The sequence below is a fragment of the Vibrio sp. 397 genome, assembly GCF_033339395.1.
In the GTDB taxonomy this organism is placed as follows: Bacteria; Pseudomonadota; Gammaproteobacteria; order Enterobacterales; family Vibrionaceae; genus Vibrio; species Vibrio alginolyticus.
This window is the reverse complement of record NZ_JAWOUN010000023.1, coordinates 1-23371: the sequence shown is the minus strand read 5'-3', so window position 1 is coordinate 23371 and position 23371 is coordinate 1. Positions and strand designations below refer to the sequence as shown.

The 23371-nt window shown below is 44.4% G+C and carries 24 protein-coding genes; 20 read left to right on the top strand and 4 right to left on the bottom strand.

Annotated features, from left to right (window positions below; genetic code table 11):
• Positions 1 to 10: 10 nt before the first annotated feature.
• The 10 genes from R7P36_RS22500 (at position 11) to rplI (ending at position 8507) form a co-directional block, all read left to right on the top strand.
• Positions 11 to 1756, top strand: a complete 1746-nt coding sequence (locus tag R7P36_RS22500) for a type IV pilus secretin PilQ (RefSeq protein WP_213900088.1) — start codon at positions 11 to 13, stop codon at positions 1754 to 1756.
• A 187-nt stretch (positions 1757 to 1943) separates the two neighbouring features.
• Positions 1944 to 2462, top strand: coding sequence for a shikimate kinase AroK (gene aroK / locus R7P36_RS22495; protein WP_005381319.1), 519 nt, complete (start codon positions 1944 to 1946; stop codon positions 2460 to 2462).
• A 32-nt stretch (positions 2463 to 2494) separates the two neighbouring features.
• Positions 2495 to 3595, top strand: a complete 1101-nt coding sequence (aroB, locus tag R7P36_RS22490) for a 3-dehydroquinate synthase (protein WP_005381318.1) — start codon at positions 2495 to 2497, stop codon at positions 3593 to 3595.
• Positions 3596 to 3647: 52 nt separating this feature from the next.
• Positions 3648 to 5159: an SPOR domain-containing protein gene (locus R7P36_RS22485; protein WP_064354356.1), complete on the top strand. Its 1512-nt coding sequence runs from the start codon at positions 3648 to 3650 to the stop codon at positions 5157 to 5159.
• A 69-nt stretch (positions 5160 to 5228) separates the two neighbouring features.
• Positions 5229 to 6068 (top strand): Dam family site-specific DNA-(adenine-N6)-methyltransferase, encoded by an 840-nt coding sequence (locus R7P36_RS22480; RefSeq protein WP_005381301.1) that lies wholly within the window; start codon positions 5229 to 5231, stop codon positions 6066 to 6068.
• A 92-nt stretch (positions 6069 to 6160) separates the two neighbouring features.
• Positions 6161 to 6832: a ribulose-phosphate 3-epimerase gene (gene rpe / locus R7P36_RS22475; protein ID WP_005381300.1), complete on the top strand. Its 672-nt coding sequence runs from the start codon at positions 6161 to 6163 to the stop codon at positions 6830 to 6832.
• 244 nt (positions 6833 to 7076) lie between these two features.
• On the top strand, positions 7077 to 7466 hold the full coding sequence (gene rpsF / locus R7P36_RS22470) for a 30S ribosomal protein S6 (RefSeq protein WP_005381299.1): 390 nt from the start codon (positions 7077 to 7079) through the stop codon (positions 7464 to 7466).
• A gap of 8 nt (positions 7467 to 7474) precedes the next feature.
• The gene (gene priB / locus R7P36_RS22465) at positions 7475 to 7777 is read left to right on the top strand and encodes a primosomal replication protein N (protein WP_005381298.1); all 303 of its coding nucleotides are present in this window, start codon (positions 7475 to 7477) and stop codon (positions 7775 to 7777) included.
• Between the two features lie 16 nt (positions 7778 to 7793).
• On the top strand, positions 7794 to 8021 hold the full coding sequence (rpsR, locus tag R7P36_RS22460) for a 30S ribosomal protein S18 (RefSeq protein WP_000090472.1): 228 nt from the start codon (positions 7794 to 7796) through the stop codon (positions 8019 to 8021).
• A 33-nt stretch (positions 8022 to 8054) separates the two neighbouring features.
• On the top strand, positions 8055 to 8507 hold the full coding sequence (gene rplI, locus R7P36_RS22455) for a 50S ribosomal protein L9 (protein WP_005382760.1): 453 nt from the start codon (positions 8055 to 8057) through the stop codon (positions 8505 to 8507).
• 76 nt (positions 8508 to 8583) lie between these two features.
• On the opposite strand, the gene R7P36_RS22450 is transcribed toward rplI, so the two are convergent.
• Positions 8584 to 9348, bottom strand: coding sequence for a DUF481 domain-containing protein (locus R7P36_RS22450; protein ID WP_005381276.1), 765 nt, complete (start codon positions 9346 to 9348; stop codon positions 8584 to 8586).
• Positions 9349 to 9569: 221 nt separating this feature from the next.
• On the opposite strand from R7P36_RS22450, the gene R7P36_RS22445 reads away from it, so the two are divergent.
• Both R7P36_RS22445 and alr read left to right on the top strand, forming a co-directional pair.
• On the top strand, positions 9570 to 10970 hold the full coding sequence (locus R7P36_RS22445; RefSeq protein WP_005382759.1) for a replicative DNA helicase: 1401 nt from the start codon (positions 9570 to 9572) through the stop codon (positions 10968 to 10970).
• Positions 10971 to 10983: 13 nt separating this feature from the next.
• A complete protein-coding gene (alr, locus tag R7P36_RS22440) occupies positions 10984 to 12060 on the top strand; it encodes an alanine racemase (protein WP_031777284.1) in 1077 nt (358 codons plus the stop codon).
• Positions 12061 to 12098: 38 nt separating this feature from the next.
• Here alr and R7P36_RS22435 read toward each other — a convergent pair whose 3' ends face one another.
• The gene (locus tag R7P36_RS22435) at positions 12099 to 12518 is read right to left on the bottom strand and encodes a secondary thiamine-phosphate synthase enzyme YjbQ (RefSeq protein ID WP_005381271.1); all 420 of its coding nucleotides are present in this window, start codon (positions 12516 to 12518) and stop codon (positions 12099 to 12101) included.
• Positions 12519 to 12823: 305 nt separating this feature from the next.
• Between R7P36_RS22435 and pgi the strand changes: the two genes are divergently transcribed.
• The gene (pgi, locus tag R7P36_RS22430; RefSeq protein WP_005381270.1) at positions 12824 to 14476 is read left to right on the top strand and encodes a glucose-6-phosphate isomerase; all 1653 of its coding nucleotides are present in this window, start codon (positions 12824 to 12826) and stop codon (positions 14474 to 14476) included.
• A 99-nt stretch (positions 14477 to 14575) separates the two neighbouring features.
• Here the strand turns inward: pgi and R7P36_RS22425 are convergent, their stop codons facing one another.
• Positions 14576 to 15037 (bottom strand): chemotaxis protein CheX, encoded by a 462-nt coding sequence (locus R7P36_RS22425; protein ID WP_005381269.1) that lies wholly within the window; start codon positions 15035 to 15037, stop codon positions 14576 to 14578.
• A 9-nt stretch (positions 15038 to 15046) separates the two neighbouring features.
• Positions 15047 to 15511, bottom strand: a complete 465-nt coding sequence (gene zur, locus R7P36_RS22420; RefSeq protein ID WP_005381268.1) for a zinc uptake transcriptional repressor Zur — start codon at positions 15509 to 15511, stop codon at positions 15047 to 15049.
• A 321-nt stretch (positions 15512 to 15832) separates the two neighbouring features.
• Here zur and dusA point away from each other — a divergent pair, with 321 nt between their 5' ends.
• The 7 genes from dusA to R7P36_RS22385 all read left to right on the top strand — a co-directional run bounded on the left by dusA (position 15833) and on the right by R7P36_RS22385 (position 22836).
• Entirely contained in the window at positions 15833 to 16813 is a 981-nt protein-coding gene (gene dusA / locus R7P36_RS22415; protein ID WP_017821727.1) for a tRNA dihydrouridine(20/20a) synthase DusA, read from the top strand.
• A gap of 164 nt (positions 16814 to 16977) precedes the next feature.
• Positions 16978 to 17193 carry an envelope stress response protein PspG gene (pspG, locus tag R7P36_RS22410; protein ID WP_005381266.1) on the top strand — a complete coding sequence of 72 codons (216 nt, stop codon included), beginning with the start codon at positions 16978 to 16980 and terminating at the stop codon, positions 17191 to 17193.
• A 98-nt stretch (positions 17194 to 17291) separates the two neighbouring features.
• Positions 17292 to 17951: a TIGR04219 family outer membrane beta-barrel protein gene (locus R7P36_RS22405; RefSeq protein ID WP_005381265.1), complete on the top strand. Its 660-nt coding sequence runs from the start codon at positions 17292 to 17294 to the stop codon at positions 17949 to 17951.
• A 157-nt stretch (positions 17952 to 18108) separates the two neighbouring features.
• Entirely contained in the window at positions 18109 to 18339 is a 231-nt protein-coding gene (locus R7P36_RS22400) for a hypothetical protein (RefSeq protein ID WP_005381264.1), read from the top strand.
• Positions 18340 to 18456: 117 nt separating this feature from the next.
• Complete coding sequence (locus R7P36_RS22395; RefSeq protein WP_213900089.1) at positions 18457 to 20328, top strand: assimilatory sulfite reductase (NADPH) flavoprotein subunit; 1872 nt, start codon at positions 18457 to 18459, stop codon at positions 20326 to 20328.
• Entirely contained in the window at positions 20328 to 22064 is a 1737-nt protein-coding gene (cysI, locus tag R7P36_RS22390) for an assimilatory sulfite reductase (NADPH) hemoprotein subunit (protein ID WP_017821724.1), read from the top strand. The genes R7P36_RS22395 and cysI overlap by 1 nt, the downstream gene beginning before the upstream one ends.
• Complete coding sequence (locus tag R7P36_RS22385) at positions 22057 to 22836, top strand: phosphoadenylyl-sulfate reductase (RefSeq protein WP_054729680.1); 780 nt, start codon at positions 22057 to 22059, stop codon at positions 22834 to 22836. The genes cysI and R7P36_RS22385 overlap by 8 nt, the downstream gene beginning before the upstream one ends.
• Positions 22837 to 23371: the final 535 nt, after the last annotated feature.

The window sequence follows — 23371 nt, the reverse complement described above, 5'->3', positions numbered from 1 at the left end:
ATATTGAGTAATGAAAATGAGACAAGGATTAACACGTACACCAAGGATACTTACTGGGCTCTTCTCCTTATGGTTGTTTGTATTTTTAGCCCCTTTAGCGGCAGCTGAAGAAGTTTCGTCCAATGCCCTAAAAAGTATCGACTTTCGAACTAATAAAGATAAAGACGCCGTGATTGTCGTCGAATTGGCGTCACCGGCCGCGATTGTAGATATCAAGCGTGTACAGGAAGGGTTAAGTATCGATTTGCTTAACACTTCAGTAAAAGACGAGCAATTGTATCTCCTAGACGTGAAAGACTTTTCGACTGTGGTTGAGAGCGTAGAAGTGTTTCGCGACACCTCGACGACGCGCTTGGTTGCGCACATCAATGAAGAATACATGCATGATTACCGTTTAACGGGGCGTTTTTTGGAAATCAAAGTAGCGAAGATCAAACCCAATGAGAAAGCCCCAGATAAAAGCATTTTAGAAAGAGAAGGTAAGCTTATTTCGATTAACTTCCAAGATATTCCTGTGCGAAACGTCTTGCAGCTTATTGCTGATTACAACCAATTCAATTTGGTTGTCTCCGACTCTGTAGAAGGCAACCTCACGCTTCGTCTTGATGGTGTCCCTTGGCAGCAAGTGCTGGATATTATTTTGCAAGTTAAGGGGTTAGATAAGCGTGTTGATGGCAACGTGATTTTAGTTGCTCCGACTGATGAGCTGGACTTGCGTGAGAAGCAGCAGTTAGAAAAACAAAAATTGACGGAAGAAATGGGAGAGCTTTCATCTGAAATCATCAAAGTTAATTTTGCTAAAGCATCAGACATTGCGGAGATGATCAATGGTGAAGGAAATATCAGCATGCTGTCAGAGCGCGGCAGTATGACCATTGATGAGCGAACTAACTCGTTATTGATTAGAGAGTTACCTGAAAACATCGAGGTGATTCGAGAAATTATTGAGTCTTTGGATATTCCAGTTAAACAGGTTCAAATTGAGGCGCGTATTGTGACCATCAATGAAGGTAACATGGACGAGTTAGGGATTCGTTGGGGTTTTACGTCTATTAATGGCAGTAATACAGTGGGTGGTTCTATTGAGAACAACCTCGCCACGATCGGTCTCTATAATGGAGAAGAGGGTGATGACGGTGGTGACGGTGATGGAGTAGGGATCGATGACTTCCTAAATGTAAACTTAGCTGCAACCAGCCCGAATGCGACCAGCATTGCTTTTCAGGTCGCAAAGTTAGGTTCAGACACCTTGTTGGATCTTGAGCTTTCTGCGCTGCAACAAGAGTCTAAAGCTGAGATTATCTCGAGCCCACGTTTGATCACTACCAATAAGAAACCTGCCTATATCGAACAAGGTACAGAGATTCCTTACCTAGAGTCATCATCAAGTGGTGCAACGACGGTGACGTTCAAAAAGGCGGTATTAAGTTTGAAGGTAACCCCGCAAATCACACCGGATAACCGCTTAGTATTGGATTTAAGTGTCACGCAAGATAGACCAGGACAAGTCGTGAAGACAGGCACTGGTGAAGCTGTTGCGATTGATACTCAACGTATCGGGACGCAAGTGTTAGTGAATAACGGTGAAACGGTCGTTCTTGGTGGTATTTTTCAGCACAGCATTACTAACTCGGTGGACAAAGTGCCTTTGTTGGGCGACCTGCCGCTATTAGGTGCTCTTTTTCGTCGAAGTTATGAGAATGTTGGCAAAAGTGAGCTGTTAATTTTCGTCACGCCTAAGGTGGTGATTCAGTAGTTCTGTCTCGGGAAAAACTGATTAAATCAAAAATAAAGTTGCAATAGTGGCACCATGCTTGGATAATTTCGGGTCTTATCACGAATTATCTGTGAGGAACTGGTGCCACAAGCCTTGTAGAACAGCAGTTTAGCTGTGTTTTCTTGTGGCGATCTTATTGAATCAATGTTGTAAATTACTGCTAAACATGGCTGAGAAACGTAATATTTTCCTTGTTGGCCCAATGGGCGCCGGCAAAAGTACAATTGGTAGACATCTAGCACAGCAACTGCATATGGAGTTTGTTGACTCCGATACAGTGATCGAAGAACGCACTGGTGCAGACATCTCTTGGGTTTTTGATGTAGAAGGTGAAGAAGGCTTCCGCAAGCGTGAAGAAGCGGTACTTGAAGACCTAACACAAGAGCAAGGCATCGTGCTTGCGACTGGCGGTGGCTCTGTTAAGAGCAAAGAAAACCGCAATCGTCTTTCGGCACGTGGTGTTGTTGTTTACTTAGAAACGACGATTGAAAAGCAACTTGCGCGTACAAACCGCGACAAGAAGCGTCCTTTACTTCAAACGGATAACCCTCGCGAAGTACTGGAGCAATTAGCTGAAGAACGTAATCCTTTATATGAAGAAGTAGCGGATTACACTGTTCGCACTGACGATCAAAGTGCAAAAGTGGTAGCCAACCAGATCGTAAAAATGCTAGAAGAGAGATAAGTCTTTATCTTTTTTTTAATTGGAGCAAACCGATGGAACGGATTACGGTCAACCTAGCTGAGCGTAGCTACCCAATCTCTATTGGCGCCGGGTTATTTGAGGACCCGGCGTACCTCTCTCAAGTTCTCTCAAACAAAAATGCAAAACAAAAAGTTGTTGTGATCAGTAATGTCACAGTGGCGCCTTTGTATGCAGACAAAATTTTAAAGCAACTCGAGCAGCTCGGTTGTAGTGCATCCTTGTTAGAATTGCCTGATGGTGAACAGTACAAAAACTTGGATGTATTTAATCAAGTAATGAACTTCTTACTGGAAGGGAGTTATGCTCGTGATGTTGTGATCATCGCGTTAGGTGGTGGTGTTATTGGCGACCTTGTGGGTTTTGCGTCTGCCTGTTACCAGCGTGGGGTCGACTTTATTCAAATACCGACCACATTACTATCCCAAGTGGACTCTTCGGTTGGTGGAAAAACCGCGGTTAACCATCCGTTGGGTAAGAACATGATAGGTGCGTTTTACCAACCTAAAGCCGTGATCATTGATACGAACTGCCTGTCGACGTTGCCTGAACGTGAGTTCGCTGCGGGTATCGCCGAAGTCATTAAGTACGGCATTATTTACGATGCAGATTTTTTTGTATGGTTAGAAGACAATCTTGAGCGCTTGTATGCGTTGGATGAAGAAGCACTAACTTATGCGATCGCACGTTGCTGTGAAATAAAAGCGGAAGTGGTGGCTCAGGATGAGAAAGAATCGGGCATCCGTGCTTTGCTTAACTTAGGTCACACCTTTGGTCATGCGATTGAAGCGGAACTTGGCTATGGCAATTGGCTGCATGGTGAAGCGGTATCTTCCGGCACTGTTATGGCGGCCAAAACGTCGCATCTACGCGGTCTGATCTCGGAAGAGCAATTTGAGCGTATTGTTGCGATTTTGCGTCGTGCAAAACTGCCTGTGCATACTCCAGACAGTATGAATTTCGATGACTTCATCAAGCACATGATGCGAGATAAGAAAGTCCTCTCTGGTCAATTACGATTGGTTTTGCCTACAGGCATTGGCACTGCCGAGGTAATTGCTGATACGACGCAAGACGTACTCAAGCAGGCAATAGACTTCGGTCGCGATATTTAACCTTGTAATGGCGCCTTTGGGCGTCATTCTTGTAGTGTATTAAGGTTATTAGATGAGTGTTGCTCACGTACTGGAATTAGATTCTCAAATCGAGTTGCTTGATAGATTAGGTCTACTGACTAACTTTGGTTCCAATCTCATTGCGATTAATGGTCATGATGGGTACGGGAAATCTTGGTTAGCGCAGCGATACCTTGAAGTGGGTGCCAGTAACAAGAATCAATGTTTGTTACTTTGTCATTCTAATCAAGACGATGTGCAGCATCGCGTCCTTATTTTGAGTCAACTAGTTTCGGACGCATTGTTTAATCAGCAAGAGCCTTTACTTGATAGCCTTGAAAGGCTTTTAGGTGATGAGCCGTGTGACATTGCAATTGTTGTAGATGATGCGCATTTATTGAGTGAGACACTTATCTCTGAGCTTTGGATGCTGGTCTTAGAGGCGCACCATAAGCCAAATTGGACCATCAATGTCTTACTGTTTACACAGTCTGGACGTTTAGAAGGTTTGCTAGCACGTCTCAGTTATGGACAAGAGATAAAGCCTGTTGAGCTTGATATTGATATGTTGTCCGAAGTGGAAGCTCGTCGTTTCTTTGAGTCACTTGTTGCGCGCTACGTCGATGATGAGTCTGAGAAACGGGTTCGAGATGCATTTAAAAAAGTCGACCCAGTACCGGGTGACATCATGGCGTTAGGAGAGATGAAAGTGGAAAAAAGGATCATTATCCGCTCGATTGTCGGTTCACCCCTGAATATTGCGTTGGTGGTATTAGTATTACTGTTGCTTGCTGCTGGTGGCTATTGGTGGATGCTTAGTCAACCAAGTCCTGATGATAAGGCGCAGCAAATTGCTGGCAGTTTAGAGCAAACGGCTATTCCAACTTTTGAAGAGTCAGGAATCAGTGCAGCGCAGTCTTCACTGCAACCTGTAACCGATGGTTCTAGCAGTCCTGATAAGTCTGGTGCGGTTGATGATTCTGATTCATTACCGCCAGCAGTGACAGAAGAAGTAGCGAGCGTAGGCAGTGATGACAATCAACAAAGAGTGGTGATTGAGTCGAATGTGGTCGATGCATTGCTTGAAGGTAAAACTGATTCAGCAGACACAAAAGCGATTGATGACGTCGTAGGTATAGAGAAGACAGAAACCGCCGATGAAACTAGCTCTCCTTTGATTAAAGTCGTAAAACCGAATCAAGATATGGCGCAAGCACCTGCTCAGTCAGAAGAGGGTGACGTAAACCAACCTGTTGTGAAGTTTTCATTTGCCCGTGAAGAACTAAAAGCGCTATCGCCAAGAGCTTATACTTTACAACTCGCAGCTATGACCTCAATGGAAGATGTACAATCCTTTCTCAATGAGCATCAACTGAATAATCAAGTGCGAATTTATCCTACCGTTCGTAATGACACCGAGTGGTATATCATCACATATCAAGATTATCCGACAATTCAAATGGCTCGTGATGCCGTCGCAAGCTTGCCAGATTCGGTTAAGTCGGTGAGTCCTTGGGCAAAATCACTCCGTCAGGTTCACCGTGAAATTGAACGAGTGAAATAAACCTGAGCTTCCCTGAAAAATATGTTACATTCCGCAGCCTTAATTTTTGGTCGATAGATAGAGCAGTAGATGAAAAAGCAACGAGCCTTTCTTAAATGGGCAGGAGGAAAATACGGACTGGTTGAAGACATCCAACGTCATTTGCCGCCGGCTCGAAAGCTAGTTGAACCTTTTGTTGGTGCGGGCTCAGTGTTTCTGAATACCGATTATGACCATTATCTACTTGCAGATATCAATCCAGATTTGATCAATCTGTACAACCTGCTGAAAGAACGCCCTGAAGAGTATATCTCTGAAGCGAAGCGTTGGTTTGTCGCTGAGAACAACCGCAAAGAAGCCTACCTACACATTCGCGCTGAATTTAATAAAACCGATGACGTGATGTACCGCTCTTTAGCGTTTTTGTATATGAACCGCTTTGGTTTTAATGGCCTATGCCGTTACAACAAAAAAGGTGGCTTCAATGTACCGTTTGGCTCTTACAAAAAGCCGTATTTCCCTGAGGCGGAACTGGAGTTTTTTGCAGAAAAAGCCAAAAAAGCTACGTTCGTTTGTGAAGGTTATCCTGAAACATTTCGTCGTGCGCGCAAAGGGAGCGTCGTGTATTGCGATCCACCTTATGCGCCGCTTTCAAATACGGCAAATTTCACCTCATACGCAGGTAATGGTTTCACATTGGACGACCAAGCTGCATTAGCCGACATTGCTGAAAGAACAGCGACTGAACGTGGCATTCCTGTGTTGATTTCTAACCACGACACTACCTTGACACGTCGGTTGTATCACGGTGCGGATCTTAATGTGGTAAAAGTAAAGCGTACCATTAGCCGTAATGGTAACGGTCGTAATAAAGTTGATGAGCTACTTGCGCTTTTTCATGCCCCAGACATGGATAAATCAAACTCTTAATTCTCACACTATTATATCTAAATAGTGGATCTCCCCACTGGCTTCGGTAGAATTGCGCGCAGATTGTTTGCTCATTACTACTGAGGTCAGGTATGAAAGATTTTCTTATTGCTCCATCCATTTTATCGGCAGATTTTGCTCGTCTCGGTGAAGATGTAGAAAAAGTACTCGCAGCGGGTGCGGATGTGGTGCATTTCGACGTTATGGATAACCACTATGTACCAAACCTGACTTTTGGTGCGCCTGTGTGTAAAGCACTACGCGATTATGGCATCACAGCGCCAATCGATGTTCACCTAATGGTGAAACCCGTTGACCGTATTATTCCTGATTTCGCAAAAGCGGGTGCGTCGATGATTACGTTCCATGTAGAAGCTTCTGATCATGTAGACCGTACACTGCAGTTAATTAAAGAGCACGGCTGTCAGGCTGGTGTGGTACTAAACCCAGCAACGCCACTTGCAAGTCTTGAATTTATTATGGATAAAGTCGACATGATTCTACTGATGTCGGTAAACCCTGGTTTTGGTGGTCAATCATTCATTCCTCATACACTAGATAAACTGCGTGCCGTTCGTAAGATGATTGACGAGTCTGGTCGTGATATCCGCTTAGAAATCGATGGCGGTGTGAAGGTTGACAACATTCGTGAAATTGCAGAAGCGGGCGCAGACATGTTTGTTGCAGGCTCGGCGATTTTCGGTGAGCCAGATTACAAACAAGTGATCGATCAAATGCGCGCTGAACTGGCTGAAGTTAAATAAGCACCGATAAGCCAGCGCAATAACACGCTGATTTTAAAGGCTGCCAGCTTGTTGGCAGCCTTTGTGTTTTCTAGTATTAGAAGAAATTAAATATCCGCTGCGCTGAGCAAATAATCACTTGCCTATTTTACGCCCTTTCTGTACTATTCGTGCTCCTTAAACTCAGTCAATTATCTTTAGTTCCTTGCTTCCTCTGGACGACTGAGCCATTTGTGGAAGCTGAATAATCCGTAAGGAGCAACCAATGCGTCATTACGAAATCGTATTCATGGTGCACCCAGATCAAAGCGAGCAAGTTGCTGGCATGATCGAGCGTTACACTGGTTCAATCACTGAAGCTGGCGGTAAAATCCACCGTCTAGAAGACTGGGGCCGTCGTCAACTGGCTTACCCAATCAACAAGCTTCACAAAGCTCACTACGTTCTTATGAACGTTGAAGCTGACCAAGCTGTAATTGATGAGCTAGAAACTGCTTTCCGTTTCAACGATGCAGTTCTACGTAACATGATCATGCGTACTAAAGCAGCGATCACTGAGCAATCTATCATGCTTAAGCAAAAAGAAGAGCGTGCTCCACGTCGTGAAGAGCGTTCTGAAGCTAAGCCTGAAGCTAAGTCAGAAGCTGCTGAGTAAGTTTTCTTATGGCCAATCGAATGGAGCTGAGCGGCACCATTGCCAAACCGCCCATTCGTAGTAAAAGCCCTGGTGGCATTGAACACTGTCGGTTTTGGCTGGAGCATCGCTCTACTATTATCGAAGCTGACTTACCTCGACAAGTTTATTGTCGTATGCCGGTAGTCGTCAGCGGGCTTGGGTCACAAGCACTAACTCAGAATTTAGTTCAAGGCAGTAACATTAAGGTAAGTGGTTTTGTCACTTATCAAACCGGCCGAAATGGCGTGGGAAAATTAGTGTTACACGCCGACAACATTACTCAAATTTAAGATCAGGAGATAGCCCATGGCTCGTTTCTTCCGTCGTCGTAAATTCTGCCGTTTCACTGCAGAAGGCGTACAAGAGATTGATTACAAAGACGTAGCAACTCTTAAAAACTACATCACTGAAGCTGGTAAAATCGTACCTAGCCGTATCACTGGTACAAGCGCTAAGTACCAGCGTCAACTAGCACGTGCTATCAAGCGTTCACGCTACCTAGCTCTACTACCGTACACTGACAAGCATCAGTAATCGGTTCATTTTATTAAGAAAGAGGATTAAGCAATGCAAGTTATTCTACTTGATAAAATTGGTAACCTAGGTGGTCTTGGCGATACTGCAAACGTTAAATCTGGCTACGCTCGTAACTTCCTTATCCCACAAGGTAAAGCAGTTATGGCAACTAAAGCTAACGTTGAAATGTTTGAAGCTCGTCGTGCTGAACTAGAAGCTAAAGTTGCTGAGCAACTAGCTGCTGCAGAAGCTCGCGCAGAGAAAGTTAACGCTCTAGAAGCGGTAGTTATCGCTTCTAAAGCTGGTGACGAAGGCAAACTATTCGGTTCTATCGGTACTCGTGACATCGCTGACGCTATCACAGCTGCAGGCGTTGAAGTTGCTAAGAGCGAAGTTCGCCTTCCTGAAGGTGCTCTACGTAACACTGGTGAGTTCGAGATCAGCGTTCAACTTCACTCTGAAGTTTTCGCGACAGTTAACCTACAAGTTGTTGCTGCTGAGTAATTCAGTATCAAGACGAAATACTAAAAAGCACCTCCTTGGAGGTGCTTTTTTATTTCTAAAACTGAGAGAAAAAGGGTTAAAAAGCGAAAAGTAAATTAACGGAAAATACGCTGTCCGCTTTGCTTAAGCCTTCAGGCACTTTATCGTGATACTGACGAGAGTGCGCCAGTTTCAGTGCAATATCTTCAGTAATATCATTGGTTACACTGAGTTCACTATCAGTACGTGTGTTACTTCTACCTGTTACCAACGTAATATCAGCTGCGAAACTTAAATTATCCAACGCATGCCAAGTTGTGTTGATATTTCCTCGAAAAATGCCTTCTCTAACGATATCGGGAAAGACAATATCGTCATCATCTATTTCGTCTAAGTTTGGCTCTTGATAGCGAAAACCAGGGCCTACCTCTACCTCTAAAATGAAGTTCTCAGTGTAGGAGAACTGGTAACCCAAACCACCTGACAACGTATAGTCTTTAAAATAAGCACTGTAGCGAGAATCCACCCCTTTAAAGCTGCCATACAAATATGTCTTAGGGCCTAACTTGTAGTCACTCTGTAGGGAGTAGGTGGATGAGCGTTTGTCTTCTTCACCGTCTTTGTACAAGTTGTAGTACTTCCATTCACCATTAGAACGGTGTCGACCTGACGTATATTCAGCACTCAAACGAGCATTCAGGGAACGAGAGTCCGTGTTACCTGTGTGAGCTTGATAGCCGAACTCCACCTCGGTTTTTAGTGGGTCGGGTACATCAATATTTTGCTCTGGCTGTACTGATTCGTCAGCATACGATGCACTAGCGCACAGTAGGCTAAAGCTAAGTAACCAGTATCGGGACACATCAACCTCGAACGTAATCAAAAAGGAGGGGCATGATACTGATACAGATATTTGGTTGGGTCAATGGTAGGTTAATTTTTATTAGAGCTAGGCGGAAGAACCAGGCTATTACCTGGGTGGTTCACATGATGATTTCTTAACAAGTAATTGTCGCTTCGGGGAAGCATCTCAGTTAGGTTAAGGTTATAATCGTGGGTCAATAGTAGTTATCGAGCAAAGTCATGGCGGAAAACAGAAATCGCAAACCTTCAGACAGTCAGGTCGACGCAATCAAAGTGCCACCTCACTCACTAGAAGCCGAGCAATCAGTAATTGGTGGTCTTTTACTGGATAATGAACGTTGGGACACCGTTGCCGAACGTGTTGTGAGCAGTGATTTCTATAGTCGTCCACACCGCCTGATTTTTGAAGGTGTAAAAACCATTCTTGAAGCGGGTAAACCTCTCGATCTTATTACTTTATCGGAATATCTAGAGCGTCACGAGTTGTTAGAAGATGTAGGCGGTTTTGCTTACCTCGCTGACTTGGCGAAGAATACGCCAAGTGCAGCTAACATCAATGCGTATGCTGATATTGTCGCTGAGCGTGCGATTGTTCGTGGCCTTATTGGTGTCGCGAATGAAATTGCGGACGCGGGCTATGACCCTCAAGGTCGCAGTTCTGAAGATTTAATAGACATGGCGGAGAGTAAAGTTTTTGCTATCGCCGAGTCTCGAACTAGTGAAAACGAAGGACCACAAAACGTCGACAACATCCTCGAAAAGACGTTAGAACGTATCGAGTTGTTGTATAAAACGCCACAAGATGGTGTTACGGGGGTCGATACCGGTTTCACCGATCTCAATAAGAAAACCGCAGGTTTGCAAGGCTCTGATTTGGTGATTGTCGCAGCGCGTCCATCGATGGGTAAAACGACCTTTGCGATGAACTTGTGTGAAAATGCGGCCATGCAACAAGAAAAGCCCGTACTTATTTTCTCGTTAGAGATGCCAGCTGAACAGTTGATGATGCGTATGTTGGCCTCTTTGTCTCGTGTTGACCAAACCAAGATCCGTACGGGTCAGCTAGATGACGAAGATTGGGCGCGTATTTCTTCTACTATGGGTATCCTGATGCAGAAGAAGAATATGTACATTGATGATAGCTCTGGTCTAACTCCGACCGAAGTGCGTTCGCGCGCTCGCCGTATCGCTCGTGAACATGGCGGTCTGTCGATGATCATGGTTGACTACCTTCAGTTGATGCGCGTGCCTTCGTTAACCGATAACCGTACTCTTGAGATTGCTGAGATCTCTCGCTCTCTTAAGGCGCTGGCAAAAGAGCTAAATGTGCCTGTTGTGGCACTGTCGCAGCTAAACCGTTCCCTAGAGCAACGTGCGGATAAACGACCAGTAAACTCGGACTTGCGTGAATCCGGTTCCATCGAGCAGGATGCCGACTTGATCATGTTCATCTACCGTGATGAGGTTTATCACCCAGATAGTCCGTACAAAGGTACGGCCGAAATCATTATTGGTAAACAGCGTAATGGTCCTATCGGCTCTGTTCGCCTCACTTTCCAAGGTCAACATTCGCGTTTCGACAACTACGCGGGTCCTGCATTCGATATTGATGATGAGTAATCCCATGAGCTATATGAAAGCGGCCAAGGCGTGCATTGATTTGTCTGCGTTGCAGCACAACTTACAGCGCGTAAAAGCTCAAGCGCCACAAAGTAAAGTGATGGCTGTCGTCAAGGCCAATGGTTATGGTCACGGATTACGTCATGTCGCAAAACATGCTAACCATGCGGATGCGTTTGGTGTGGCTCGTATTGAAGAAGCATTGCAACTGCGCGCTTGTGGAGTAGTAAAGCCGATTCTATTGCTAGAAGGTTTTTACTCTCCTGGTGACTTACCTGTTCTTGTGACGAACAACATCCAAACTGTGGTGCACTGTGAAGAGCAGCTTATCGCCTTGGAGCAAGCAGACCTTGAAACTCCGGTTGTCGTGTGGCTGAAGATTGACAGTGGCATGCACCGCCTTGGGGTTCGTCCTGAACAATATGACGAGTTTGTAACGCGGCTGAAGGAGTGTCCAAATGTAGCGAAACCGTTGCGTTACATGAGCCACTTTGGCTGTGCAGATGAGCTGGATAGCGATATTACCCCACAACAGATTGAGCTGTTTAAATCGTTGACTTCTGGTTGCCAAGGGGAACGTTCACTGGCGGCATCTGCGGGGTTATTGGCATGGCCTCAAAGCCATTTAGATTGGGTTCGTCCGGGTATTATCATGTATGGTGTGTCGCCATTCGATGACAAAACGGCGCAAGATCTTGGGTATCAGCCTGTCATGACACTTAAATCCCACCTTATTGCGGTACGTGAAGTGAAGAAAGGTGAAAGTGTTGGCTACGGTGGTATTTGGACCAGTGAGCGAGATACAAAAGTTGGTGTCATTGCTGTAGGGTATGGCGACGGTTACCCAAGAAGTGCTCCAAACGGTACGCCGGTGTGGGTTAATGGCCGTAAAGTACCTATTGCAGGTCGAGTTTCCATGGATATGCTGACGGTCGATTTGGGACCAGACGCAACGGATAAAGTCAGCGACGAAGCGATTCTTTGGGGGAAAGAGCTCCCAGTAGAAGAAGTAGCGGGTCACATTGGTACGATTGCGTATGAACTCGTGACTAAGCTAACGCCTCGCGTCGAGATGGAATACTCCAAATAAACAACGAAAGGCTAACCCAAGGTTAGCCTTTGTTTTATCTACTCACCGTTAATCGTAGCAATAACGCGGCGGCCGCCACCAAAGTCTCGATGCTCACCCAAGTAAATACCTTGCCATGTTCCTAAAGCTAATCGACCATTTTGGATTGGTACCGTCACACTACTGCCAAGCAGTGATGCTTTAATATGTGCCGGCATGTCGTCGTCACCTTCATAGGTGTGCTGATAATAAGGAGCACGCTCTGGCACAAACTTATTGAAGTGCGCTTCCATGTCCATACGCACGGTTGGATCAGCATTCTCATTTAAGGTCAAACTGGCGGAGGTGTGCTGAATAAATAAGTGTAATAAACCTACTGAAAGTTCGTTTATTTGTGGTAATTGTTGTTCAATTTCATCAGTTATCAGGTGAAAACCGCGGCTTCTCGCTTTTAATTGCAGTGTTTTTTGTGCCCACATACGTGTTCCTTTGGAAATTTATAAATTGGCGTCTATCCTATTCCAATTAGAGCCTGTCATTAGTAAATGATATGATTCTTGTCATCGTAAATGAATGTTCAATTTCAGGGCAGGGAACGTGACCTAACTCAATGTGAGTGTAAAAGCTCTCGGTCATAATTGGCGCCTGAAAAAAAATTACAAAGACTTGTTTTGTGGCAATTTGCCCAAACATCTAATTTATATTCTATTTGCTAAATCGGGGATTCCACAGTTTTCGCTAGACTGTAAGGAATGGAACCTACTGTAACATCGGGATAAAGACCATGTTGAAAAATATCAATCCAACGCAAACACAAGCTTGGAAAGCGCTAACGGCGCATTTCGAATCTGCACAAGATATGGATCTTAAAGAGCTGTTTGCTCAAGACGCAGCGCGTTTCGACAAATACTCTGCACGTTTCGGCTCAGACATCCTAGTCGATTACTCAAAGAACCTCATTAATGAGGAAACTCTGAAGCACCTGTTTGCTCTTGCGAAAGAGACCGAGCTGAAATCTGCAATTGAAGCGATGTTCAGTGGTGAAGCGATCAACCAAACAGAAGGTCGCGCTGTTCTTCACACTGCACTACGTAACCGCGCTAATACTCCAGTTATGGTAGATGGCGAAGACGTAATGCCAGCAGTGAACGCGGTTCTAGAAAAAATGAAATCATTCACTGAGCGCGTTATCGGCGGTGAATGGAAAGGTTACACAGGCAAAGCAATTACCGATATTGTGAACATCGGTATCGGCGGTTCTGACCTTGGCCCTTACATGGTGACGGAAGCTCTAGCGCCATACAAAAATCATCTAAACCTTCACTTCGTATCTAACGTTGATGGTACACACATCGTTGAAACGTTGAAGAAAGTTAACCCAGAAACGACGTTATTCTTGATCGCGTCTAAGACGTTTACAACACAAGAAACCATGACTAACGCGCACACTGCTCGTGATTGGTTCCTAGAATCGGCGGGTGATCAGGCTCATGTGGCTAAGCACTTTGCTGCGCTTTCAACAAACGCGACAGCCGTGTCTGAATTTGGTATCGATACAGCGAACATGTTTGAATTCTGGGACTGGGTTGGTGGCCGTTACTCACTATGGTCTGCGATCGGTCTATCAATTGCACTAGCAGTAGGTTTCGACAACTTCGTTGAGCTGCTTGATGGCGCTCACGAGATGGACAAGCACTTTGTATCAACAGATCTAGAAAGCAACATCCCTGTGATCCTTGCGCTTATCGGTATTTGGTACAACAACTTCCACGGTGCGGAATCAGAAGCTATTCTGCCTTACGATCAGTACATGCACCGTTTCGCGGCGTACTTCCAGCAAGGTAACATGGAATCAAACGGTAAATACGTTGACCGTGACGGCAATGCTGTAACTTACCAAACTGGCCCAATCATTTGGGGTGAACCAGGTACCAACGGTCAGCACGCGTTCTACCAGCTAATTCACCAAGGTACTAAGCTTATCCCATGTGACTTCATTGCACCTGCAATTAGCCACAACCCAGCTAGCGATCATCACCAAAAACTGATGTCTAACTTCTTCGCGCAAACTGAAGCTCTAGCGTTTGGTAAAAATGAAGAAACCGTGAAAGAAGAGTTGGTGAAAGTAGGTAAGAATGCTGAAGAAGTGGCAGCGATTGCGCCATTCAAAGTGTTTGAAGGTAACCGTCCAACAAACTCTATTCTAGTGAAGCAAATCACGCCTCGTACGCTAGGTAACTTGATCGCAATGTACGAACACAAAATTTTCGTACAAGGTGTTATCTGGAATATCTTCAGCTTTGACCAGTGGGGCGTGGAGCTAGGTAAACAACTGGCTAACCAAATCCTACCTGAGCTTGCAGACGAGTCTCAAATCAGCTCGCATGACAGCTCAACAAACGGTCTAATCAACGCATTTAAAGCGTTCAAAGCTTAATGTTTGAATAGATAAAGAAAAGGTCAGCACATGCTGACCTTTTTATTGCCTGAGGCAAAAACAAAATAGGTTGGCCAGTGCCAACCTATTTTTTCTCTTTTATTCGAAGCAAATTTCGATAAAGGCATTTCCCCATTGGGAAGAGAAAGGCATGATAATAATTGAGCCTTCACACTTGTGGCGAATCGTATGACCTCGGCCCGAAACCACAACCGGTGTTGCCATATCAAAGTCAAAACCACTTTCCGCCAGAATGCGTTTCGCACCACCAGTAACCATGTTGGTGATCTCACCCACCATATCGGTCACTTCTTCATTGAGCCCATTTGGACGTTCACCAAGCATGTTCTGCATGATTTCTAGGGCGAGTGCTTCATCAAAGGTGATCGACATTGAACCACGAGTTTGTGGGCCTACCATACCAATCAGACCAGAAACGTCACCTCGTGCGATCTCATCTTTTTTGATTCGCGGTTTTTGTGGCTTCAGCTCAAGAGAAGCCATAGTTTTTAGCACGTTCATTAAAGAAGCTAAAAACGGGTTTACAAATTCAGCGCGCATAACGTTCTTCTATACTTTTTCTTTCGTCTCGGAGGAACAGGCCTGGCATTCACCATGAGTTTCAATAACTTGGTTGGTCAGTTTGAATCCATGCTTCTCGGCGTTTTCGGCTAACAAGGATATCAGCGTCTCATCTTCGAGTTCAACGACATCACCACATTTATCGCAAATTAGTAATTGGAAAAAGTGCTGCTGAGTATTGAAAGAACAACAAGTAATAAAGCTATTTGTCGATTCCACTCGGTGGATGAAGCCTTGCTCTAGGAGAAAATCTAATGCTCGATAAACAGTGGGCGGCTTAGCCTGAGGCTCACTCTCTTTTAGTTGCTCCAATAGCTCATACGCACTTGAGGCGCGGCGATTAGAACAAATGAGTTCAAATACGCGTCGGCGTTGCGGAGTCAGTCGTACTCCACGCTCTGCGCAGATACTTTCAATTTGTTCAATGATTGTTGGGTTCAAACCTTTCACCATAACTATCGGACGTGCTCTATGATAAATCATTTCTATACGAAGTTCGTTTAGAAATGCTTCATTTTACCCACTATCAGAACGAAAATCATGAATTAAAGCAAGTCGGTGGTGGTGTGAAGGCGGAATAATCATCACAGAATGAATCAACGAATGACAGATTCGTATTACTTCTGCGTATTCCTAAGCACTTGGCTAGTCAGCCAACCAAATCATTCTCGCTGAAACTAGCACCCAGAGGTGCTTGGGTATACAATACCCGACTTATTTTTTGAGCGTACTGCTGCGCTCGACCTTGGCAACATAAAAACGGGTGTTTATATCATGACTCATTCTTGCAGGCTCTCCGTAGCACCAATGTTAGATTGGACTGATCGTCATTGTCGCTACTTCCATCGCTTAATGACCAAAGAAACCCTGCTGTACACTGAAATGGTGACGACAGGTGCGATCATTCATGGAAAAGGAGATTTCCTGGCTTATAACGAAGAAGAGCATCCGTTAGCCCTTCAACTTGGTGGTTCAAACCCAGCAGATTTGGCTACGTGTGCCAAGCTAGCGCAAGAGCGTGGCTACGATGAGATTAACCTAAATGTGGGATGTCCATCTGACCGCGTACAAAACGGTCGATTTGGTGCTTGCCTAATGGCTGAACCGCAGTTAGTTGCGGATTGTGTCGCAGCAATGAAAGACGTGGTCGATATCCCTGTAACAGTCAAGACTCGCATTGGTATTGATGATCAAGATTCTTACGAGTTCTTAACGGATTTCGTTTCTATTGTTTCAGAAAAGGGTGGCTGTGAGCAGTTCACTATCCATGCTCGTAAAGCTTGGTTAAGTGGTTTAAGCCCAAAAGAAAACCGTGAGATCCCACCATTGGATTACCCACGCGCTTACCAATTGAAGCAAGACTTCTCACACCTAACGATTGCGATTAACGGTGGCGTGAAGTCATTAGAAGAAGCAAAAGCACATCTTCAGCATCTTGACGGTGTGATGATTGGTCGTGAAGCATACCAAAGCCCATATCTACTGGCATCGGTAGACCAAGAGTTGTTTGGCTCTAACGCTCCAGTGAAGAAACGCAGCGAAATTGTTGAAGAGATGTACCCATACATTGAAGCGCAATTAGCGAAAGGTGCGTACCTTGGTCACATTACCCGTCACATGTTAGGTTTGTTCCAAAGCATGCCCGGTGCTCGTCAATGGCGTCGTCATATCAGTGAAAATGCGCACAAACCAGGTTCTGGTCTAGAAGTATTGCAAGACGCGCTAGCTAAGATTCCAAAAGAATTGAATGTGTAAAATTCGCCAGTGAATGGCTAAAATTACCAACTAAAGAATGATAAAGCCAGAGTGCAGAAATGCCTCTGGTTTTGTTTTTTTATTAAAAATCATAATCTTAAATTCTTCTCTATAAGTTGGTATGGAAACTGCTCTGTTTATTGAAAACAAATGGAGAAGTGATTATGTTGGAGCTAATCTTTATTTTAGTCTTTGCGGCGACCTTGTTGGTTACGGGTATCACAATGATGACCGTATTCGCAGCAACTGGTATTGCGTTAGTTGTGATGTTTTTACTGGGAATGGTTGGAGCGGTACTCAAACTATTACCATGGTTAATCGTGATTGCATTGGGTATTTGGTTCTTCAAGAATTACGTCGCTCAGCCCCGCTATAAATAATGAGTAACATCATTTAGTTGATGGAGAGGCGTGAGAATATGGTATATTTCCTCCCACGTCCTCTACGTGAATATCAGCTATCTCGGAGTAAATACTACATGACAAATAAAGCGAACATCGCTTTAACGGCATTATCGTTGGCAGTATCTTTTCCTGTTTTTGCAGAGTACTCTGTATCGACAAAAGTCGGCGCAGAGGTATGGGCTGCCGACACTAAAGTTAATGAAGTGAGACGAGATAGCAGTACCGCAGGCACTTTTTACGCGGCGATTGAACATGATGTTAAATACGTCCCTAATGCGCGCCTTCGTTACTCAAGTGTTGATGCGGATTACATGGGGTTCGATAAGCTCGATTTAACCTTGTATTACCACGTTCTAGAGCATGATTTATTGCACTTTGATGCGGGTCTCACGTTCAGTAATTTAAGTGACACTAAATACATTGATGCTGGCTCAAGCAGGCGTGTAGAAGAATTTGATGAGCTGATTTGGGCTTGGTATGGTTACGCAGAAATTCAAGTTCCGGATACAAACTTTGATGTGATTGGTGAGATAAACTTTGGTGACAACAAAGGTATCAAAAGCACCGATTTCATGGCAGGTGTTCAATACAATGTACCGCTCGAAAAAGCTCGACTGGCTTTTCGTGGAGGTTACCGTGTGATTGATTTAGAGTCCGATAAATTCATGTCGGATCTAGGGAAAGAGTTTATTTTTGCTAACGGCTTCTTTGTGAGTGCGGAATACGCGTTCTAAATTCAGCCATGTTAGATATTCGATTTACTTAAAACGTCGCTTTATAAGCGGCGTTTTTTTATATCACTTCATTATATCTAATCGAAATTTCTCCCTATTTGGCTGACTTAGACCATGCTTACCTAGGAGCAATGTGAAAGTTAAAGCAGGGATAGCGATGACAATAAATGAACTAAGACATCTATTCCGTGAAAATCAGCTTATCGAAGCGATTATTGAGCCTGCAATCCAAGAGGGTGGTTGGGTTGTAGAGTTCAGACATGCGCGCGGTGGTTTTGTTTTTCTAACGGACAGTCACGGCGAAGAATGTCTTTATGAAGATTTGGATACTGCGTCAAAATCGGCAATGGCAGTAGGCTTTCAACAAGTCCGCATTGAAGATCGATGAGCAAAAAGTAAGCCGTTCTTACTTCCAAAAAGTTATAAAACATTCACTTCTATTCTTTCTTGTTATTAAGGAGAGTGGGTACTCTATCGTCACGCAATGAATAGGGATGTCGTGATAATGTCTTTTCAAAAGAATGAGTATTCTCACAAGAATGTGTCTGAAGATAATAATGGGCAAGGAGGAAATCCTCCAATCGCAAGCCCTCTGAATGACCAACAAATTAGCTCACTCCAACAAACTGTCTCTGAGTTGTCTTCACAGCAACTTGCTTGGGTCAGTGGCTATTTTTGGGGATTAGCTCAAAATCAACCAAACACAGCGGTAACGCCAATTGCACAAGCAACGGCAGCCGTATCAGCGAAGCCAGCAGGTAAGTTGAGTATTATTTTTGCTTCCCAAACGGGCAATGCTAAAGGTGTTGCTGAAGCTCTGGAACAGGAAGCAAAAGCAGAAGGAATTGCAGTCGAACTTTTTGATGCAAGCGATTACAAAGGTAAAAACTTAGCCAAAGAAACGCATGTCATTATTGTGGCATCGACTAACGGCGAAGGCGAAGCGCCAGACAATGCCATTGAGCTACATGAGTTTTTGCAATCGAAGAAGGCTCCTAAGCTGCCAAACCTGCAATATGGTGTTATTGCATTGGGAGATTCTAGCTACGAGTTCTTCTGTCAGACCGGTAAAGACTTCGACACTTACCTATCAAAGCTAGGCGCGACTCCATTTATCGAGCGTCTTGATTGCGATGTGGATTATGAGGCTCCTGCAACTGAATGGCGTAAGAATGCGTTAGACAAGGTAAAAGATACACTGTCTTCTGGCTCTGAAGCGGATGTGGTTCAACTTCCTGTGGGTCAAGCTGCGACTGCGCACTCTCCTTACAATAAACAAAATCCGTACACTGCGACGTTACTGACCAGTCAAAAAATCACGGGCCGTGACTCTGGAAAAGACGTTCGTCATATAGAAATCGACTTAGAAGGCTCGGGCTTAACGTATCAGCCTGGTGATGCACTAGGTGTGTGGTTTGAAAATAGCTCGGAACTTGCAAATGCCATTCTTGGTAAGGTCGGTTTGTCTGGGGTTGAGACTGTTGACGTTGATGGTGAAAGCTTGTCAATCCACAGTGCTCTTGTGAGTAAATATGAAATCACAACATCTAACCCACAGCTCATCACAAAGTTTGCCGAGTTATCCGGTAGCAAGAAGCTACAAAAGTTAGTTGAAGATAAAGATAAGCTTCGCGAGTACTCTGCAAATACTCAAATCGTTGATGTACTGGCAGAAAAGAAAACCAAGTTAACCGCAGATGAATTGATTGGTTTGCTTCGTCGTCTGACTCCACGCCTTTACTCTATTGCATCAAGCCAAGAAGAGGTCGATGAAGAAGTACACCTAACGGTTGCTTTGGTTGAGTACGAACAAAACGACGAAAAACGATATGGTGGTGCGTCTAGTTTCTTAGCACAGCGTCTCGAAGAGGGGGATGAAGTTAAAGTATTTGTTGAGCATAACAACAACTTCAAACTGCCGGAAGATGATAGCACTCCAATTATCATGGTTGGTCCTGGCACAGGGATCGCACCATTCCGTAGCTTTATTCAGGAACGTGAAAACCGCGATGCTGAAGGCAAAAACTGGTTGTTCTTTGGTGATCGCACGTTCACTCAAGACTTCTTGTACCAAGTGGAATGGCAAAAGTATCTCAAGTCAGGAGTACTAAGCCGATTGGATGTTGCCTTTAGTCGTGACCAAGTAGAAAAGGTTTACGTACAACATCGCATCTTAGAAAACGCAACTCAAGTGTGGCAGTGGATCCAAGAAGGCGCTTATATCTATGTCTGCGGTGATGCAACGCGTATGGCAAAAGATGTGCACGACGCATTGGTTATCGTTGCTGAACAAGAAGGCAAGATGCCGCGTGACGATGCAGAACAATTTATTAATGATCTGCGTAAAGCGAAACGTTATCAGAGGGATGTGTACTAATGACTTTTTCTACGGACAATAATAAGCAGGTTGTATTAGGTGAAGAGTTAGGGCCGCTATCTGATAACGAGCGCCTGAAGCGAGAAAGCAACTTATTACGTGGCACTATTGAGCAAGATTTACAGGACCGTATTACAGGTGGCTTTACTGCCGACAACTTCCAGTTAATTCGTTTCCACGGTATGTATCAACAAGACGATCGTGATATCCGTAATGAACGCACAAAGCAAAAACTGGAACCATTACATAATGTGATGCTTCGTGCTCGTATGCCTGGAGGCATCATCACGCCAACGCAATGGTTAGCGATCGACAAGTTCGCAACGGAGCACTCTTTATATGGAAGTATTCGTCTGACGACTCGCCAAACGTTCCAGTTTCATGGGGTATTAAAACCGAATATTAAGTTGATGCATCAAACGCTCAACAGTATTGGCATTGATTCGATTGCAACCGCGGGTGATGTAAACCGTAACGTGTTGTGTACCACTAATCCAGTGGAGTCAGAGTTACACCAAGAAGCTTACGAATGGGCGAAGAGAATCAGTGAACACCTGCTTCCGAAAACACGCGCTTATGCAGAGATTTGGCTAGACGGTGAAAAAGTAGAAAGCACGGAAGAAGACGAACCGATTCTAGGCAAGAACTACTTACCACGTAAGTTTAAAACCACAGTGGTTATCCCACCGCAAAATGACGTAGATGTACACGCTAACGATCTCAACTTCGTAGCGATTGCAGATAACGGTAAGCTGGTAGGCTTTAACGTCCTGGTCGGCGGCGGCTTAGCGATGACGCATGGCGATACATCAACTTATCCGCGCCGCGCTGACGACTTTGGCTTTATTCCGCTGGACAAGACACTTGATGTTGCCGCAGCTGTAGTAACAACTCAGCGCGACTGGGGTAACCGTTCAAACCGTAAGAACGCAAAAACCAAATACACATTGGATCGTGTAGGTAGCGATGTCTTTAAAGCGGAAGTCGAGAAACGTGCTGGTGTTAAGTTTGAGCAAAGCCGTCCATATGAATTCACAGAACGTGGTGACCGTATTGGCTGGGTAGAAGGAATTGATGGTAAATATCATTTAGCGCTTTTCATCGAAAACGGTCGCTTATTAGACTTTCCAGGCAAACCACTTAAGACGGGTGTTGCTGAAATTGCCAAAATCCACAAAGGCGATTTCCGCATGACAGCAAACCAAAACCTAATTGTTGCGGGTGTACCTAAAAACGAAAAAGCGAAGATTGAAAAGATCGCTCGTGAACATGGCTTAATGGATGACGGCGTTAGTGAACAGCGTAAGAACTCAATGGCTTGTGTTGCTTTTCCGACTTGTCCGCTAGCGATGGCAGAAGCTGAACGTTTCCTTCCTCAGTTTGTTACTGATGTGGAGGGGATTCTGGAGAAGCACAACCTACCAGAAAATGACAACATCATTTTGCGTGTAACTGGGTGTCCAAATGGTTGTGGTCGCGCAATGTTGGCTGAAATTGGTCTAGTTGGCAAAGCGCCGGGTCGTTACAACTTGCACCTAGGTGGTAACCGTGCCGGTACTCGAGTACCAAAAATGTATAAAGAGAACATCACGGATAAGCAAATCTTAGAAGAGATTGATCTGCTGGTGGCTCGATGGTCGAAAGAGCGTGAAGAAGGCGAAGCCTTTGGCGATTTCACTATTCGTGCTGGCATTATCCAAGAAGTGCTCGTATCAAAGAGGGACTTTCATGCTTGATTCTGTAGCATCCAAGCTGGAGCTCACAGAGTTACTGACATTAACAAAGACGGAGCAAATCCTCCGTCTTGCTCAAATTAATGTCGAGCTCGAAAAGCTTTCAGCACAAGAGAGAGTAGCGTGGGCTTTAGATAATCTAGAAGGCGAGTTCGCGGTTTCTTCTAGTTTTGGTATTCAAGCCGCGGTTATGCTTCATTTAGTTACTCGCGCCAAAACGGACATCCCCGTCATTCTAACCGATACTGGTTACCTGTTTGCTGAGACGTACCGATTTATCGATGAGCTGACAGATGCTCTCAACCTAAATTTAAAAGTTTATCGAGCCAAAGAAAGTGCGAATTGGCAAGAAGCTCGATATGGAAAATTATGGGAACAGGGCGTAGAGGGAATTGAAAAATACAACAAGCTCAATAAAGTTGAGCCGATGCGTCGAGCGTTAAAAGAGCTTAATGTTGGAACGTGGTTCTCTGGACTGCGTCGAGAGCAAAGTAAATCTCGTGCAGGTTTACCGATTCTATCAATTCAGAACGGTGTGTTTAAATTTCTACCAGTAATTGATTGGACTAATAAAGACGTTCATTACTACTTAGAACAACACGGCCTTAAATACCACCCATTGTGGGATGAAGGTTACCTTTCAGTTGGTGATACACATACTACTCGTAAATGGGAGCCGGGAATGTCAGAGGAAGAAACTCGATTCTTTGGCTTAAAGCGAGAATGTGGCCTACACGAAGATGATGGCTCTGAACAAGATGGGTCTGGCATATAGCCATAATGCTCTTTAAATAGAGTTTAGGTTAAGTTTAATAAAGATAGCTGCAATAAAGCAGCTTTCTTTATTTATGGTACTTGAAAAACACGTCTCAAAGAACAATTCTGTGGATAAGTTGTGTGAGAGTTTGGGGTAAAGTTGAATAAATAAAGGTTTGATCGAAAACTCATCGTTTAACCATTATTTTTGCAATTTTTGAAAAATAACACTTGCCAATGTGAGCGCGATCTCTATAATGCCTCCTCGTCGACAGGGCAAGGCCTCACAAGGGGTTAAGCGAAGTTGATAAGGCTGAAAAGAAAAACGAAATAATTTGAAGAAAGTGTTTGACACAATAAATTATCTCGCTAGAATGGCCGCCTCTTCCGAAGTGATGTCAATCACAAAGAAGAATTGCTCTTTAACAATATAGACCTATCAATCTGTGTGGGCACTCGTTGATGATAATCCAATTAGATACCTCGGTATCAAATTAGGTTTCAATGAAACGAAGTGACCATTGAATCTTCGGATTCAGCACAGTCAATTCAAA

Coding starts and splice junctions, on each gene's coding strand:
- R7P36_RS22445 (WP_005382759.1), top strand. CDS start 9,570: ATGGCGGAAAACAGAAATCGCAAACCTTCAGACAGTCAGGTCGACGCA.
- R7P36_RS22400 (WP_005381264.1), top strand. CDS start 18,109: ATGACAATAAATGAACTAAGACATCTATTCCGTGAAAATCAGCTTATC.
- cysI (WP_017821724.1), top strand. CDS start 20,328: ATGACTTTTTCTACGGACAATAATAAGCAGGTTGTATTAGGTGAAGAG.
- R7P36_RS22480 (WP_005381301.1), top strand. CDS start 5,229: ATGAAAAAGCAACGAGCCTTTCTTAAATGGGCAGGAGGAAAATACGGA.
- zur (WP_005381268.1), bottom strand. CDS start 15,511: ATGGTGAAAGGTTTGAACCCAACAATCATTGAACAAATTGAAAGTATC.
- R7P36_RS22385 (WP_054729680.1), top strand. CDS start 22,057: ATGCTTGATTCTGTAGCATCCAAGCTGGAGCTCACAGAGTTACTGACA.
- alr (WP_031777284.1), top strand. CDS start 10,984: ATGAAAGCGGCCAAGGCGTGCATTGATTTGTCTGCGTTGCAGCACAAC.
- aroB (WP_005381318.1), top strand. CDS start 2,495: ATGGAACGGATTACGGTCAACCTAGCTGAGCGTAGCTACCCAATCTCT.
- dusA (WP_017821727.1), top strand. CDS start 15,833: ATGACTCATTCTTGCAGGCTCTCCGTAGCACCAATGTTAGATTGGACT.
- R7P36_RS22425 (WP_005381269.1), bottom strand. CDS start 15,037: ATGCGCGCTGAATTTGTAAACCCGTTTTTAGCTTCTTTAATGAACGTG.
- pspG (WP_005381266.1), top strand. CDS start 16,978: ATGTTGGAGCTAATCTTTATTTTAGTCTTTGCGGCGACCTTGTTGGTT.
- R7P36_RS22405 (WP_005381265.1), top strand. CDS start 17,292: ATGACAAATAAAGCGAACATCGCTTTAACGGCATTATCGTTGGCAGTA.
- R7P36_RS22485 (WP_064354356.1), top strand. CDS start 3,648: ATGAGTGTTGCTCACGTACTGGAATTAGATTCTCAAATCGAGTTGCTT.
- rpsR (WP_000090472.1), top strand. CDS start 7,794: ATGGCTCGTTTCTTCCGTCGTCGTAAATTCTGCCGTTTCACTGCAGAA.
- R7P36_RS22500 (WP_213900088.1), top strand. CDS start 11: ATGAAAATGAGACAAGGATTAACACGTACACCAAGGATACTTACTGGG.
- R7P36_RS22395 (WP_213900089.1), top strand. CDS start 18,457: ATGTCTTTTCAAAAGAATGAGTATTCTCACAAGAATGTGTCTGAAGAT.
- R7P36_RS22435 (WP_005381271.1), bottom strand. CDS start 12,518: ATGTGGGCACAAAAAACACTGCAATTAAAAGCGAGAAGCCGCGGTTTT.
- pgi (WP_005381270.1), top strand. CDS start 12,824: ATGTTGAAAAATATCAATCCAACGCAAACACAAGCTTGGAAAGCGCTA.
- aroK (WP_005381319.1), top strand. CDS start 1,944: ATGGCTGAGAAACGTAATATTTTCCTTGTTGGCCCAATGGGCGCCGGC.
- rplI (WP_005382760.1), top strand. CDS start 8,055: ATGCAAGTTATTCTACTTGATAAAATTGGTAACCTAGGTGGTCTTGGC.
- rpsF (WP_005381299.1), top strand. CDS start 7,077: ATGCGTCATTACGAAATCGTATTCATGGTGCACCCAGATCAAAGCGAG.
- rpe (WP_005381300.1), top strand. CDS start 6,161: ATGAAAGATTTTCTTATTGCTCCATCCATTTTATCGGCAGATTTTGCT.
- priB (WP_005381298.1), top strand. CDS start 7,475: ATGGCCAATCGAATGGAGCTGAGCGGCACCATTGCCAAACCGCCCATT.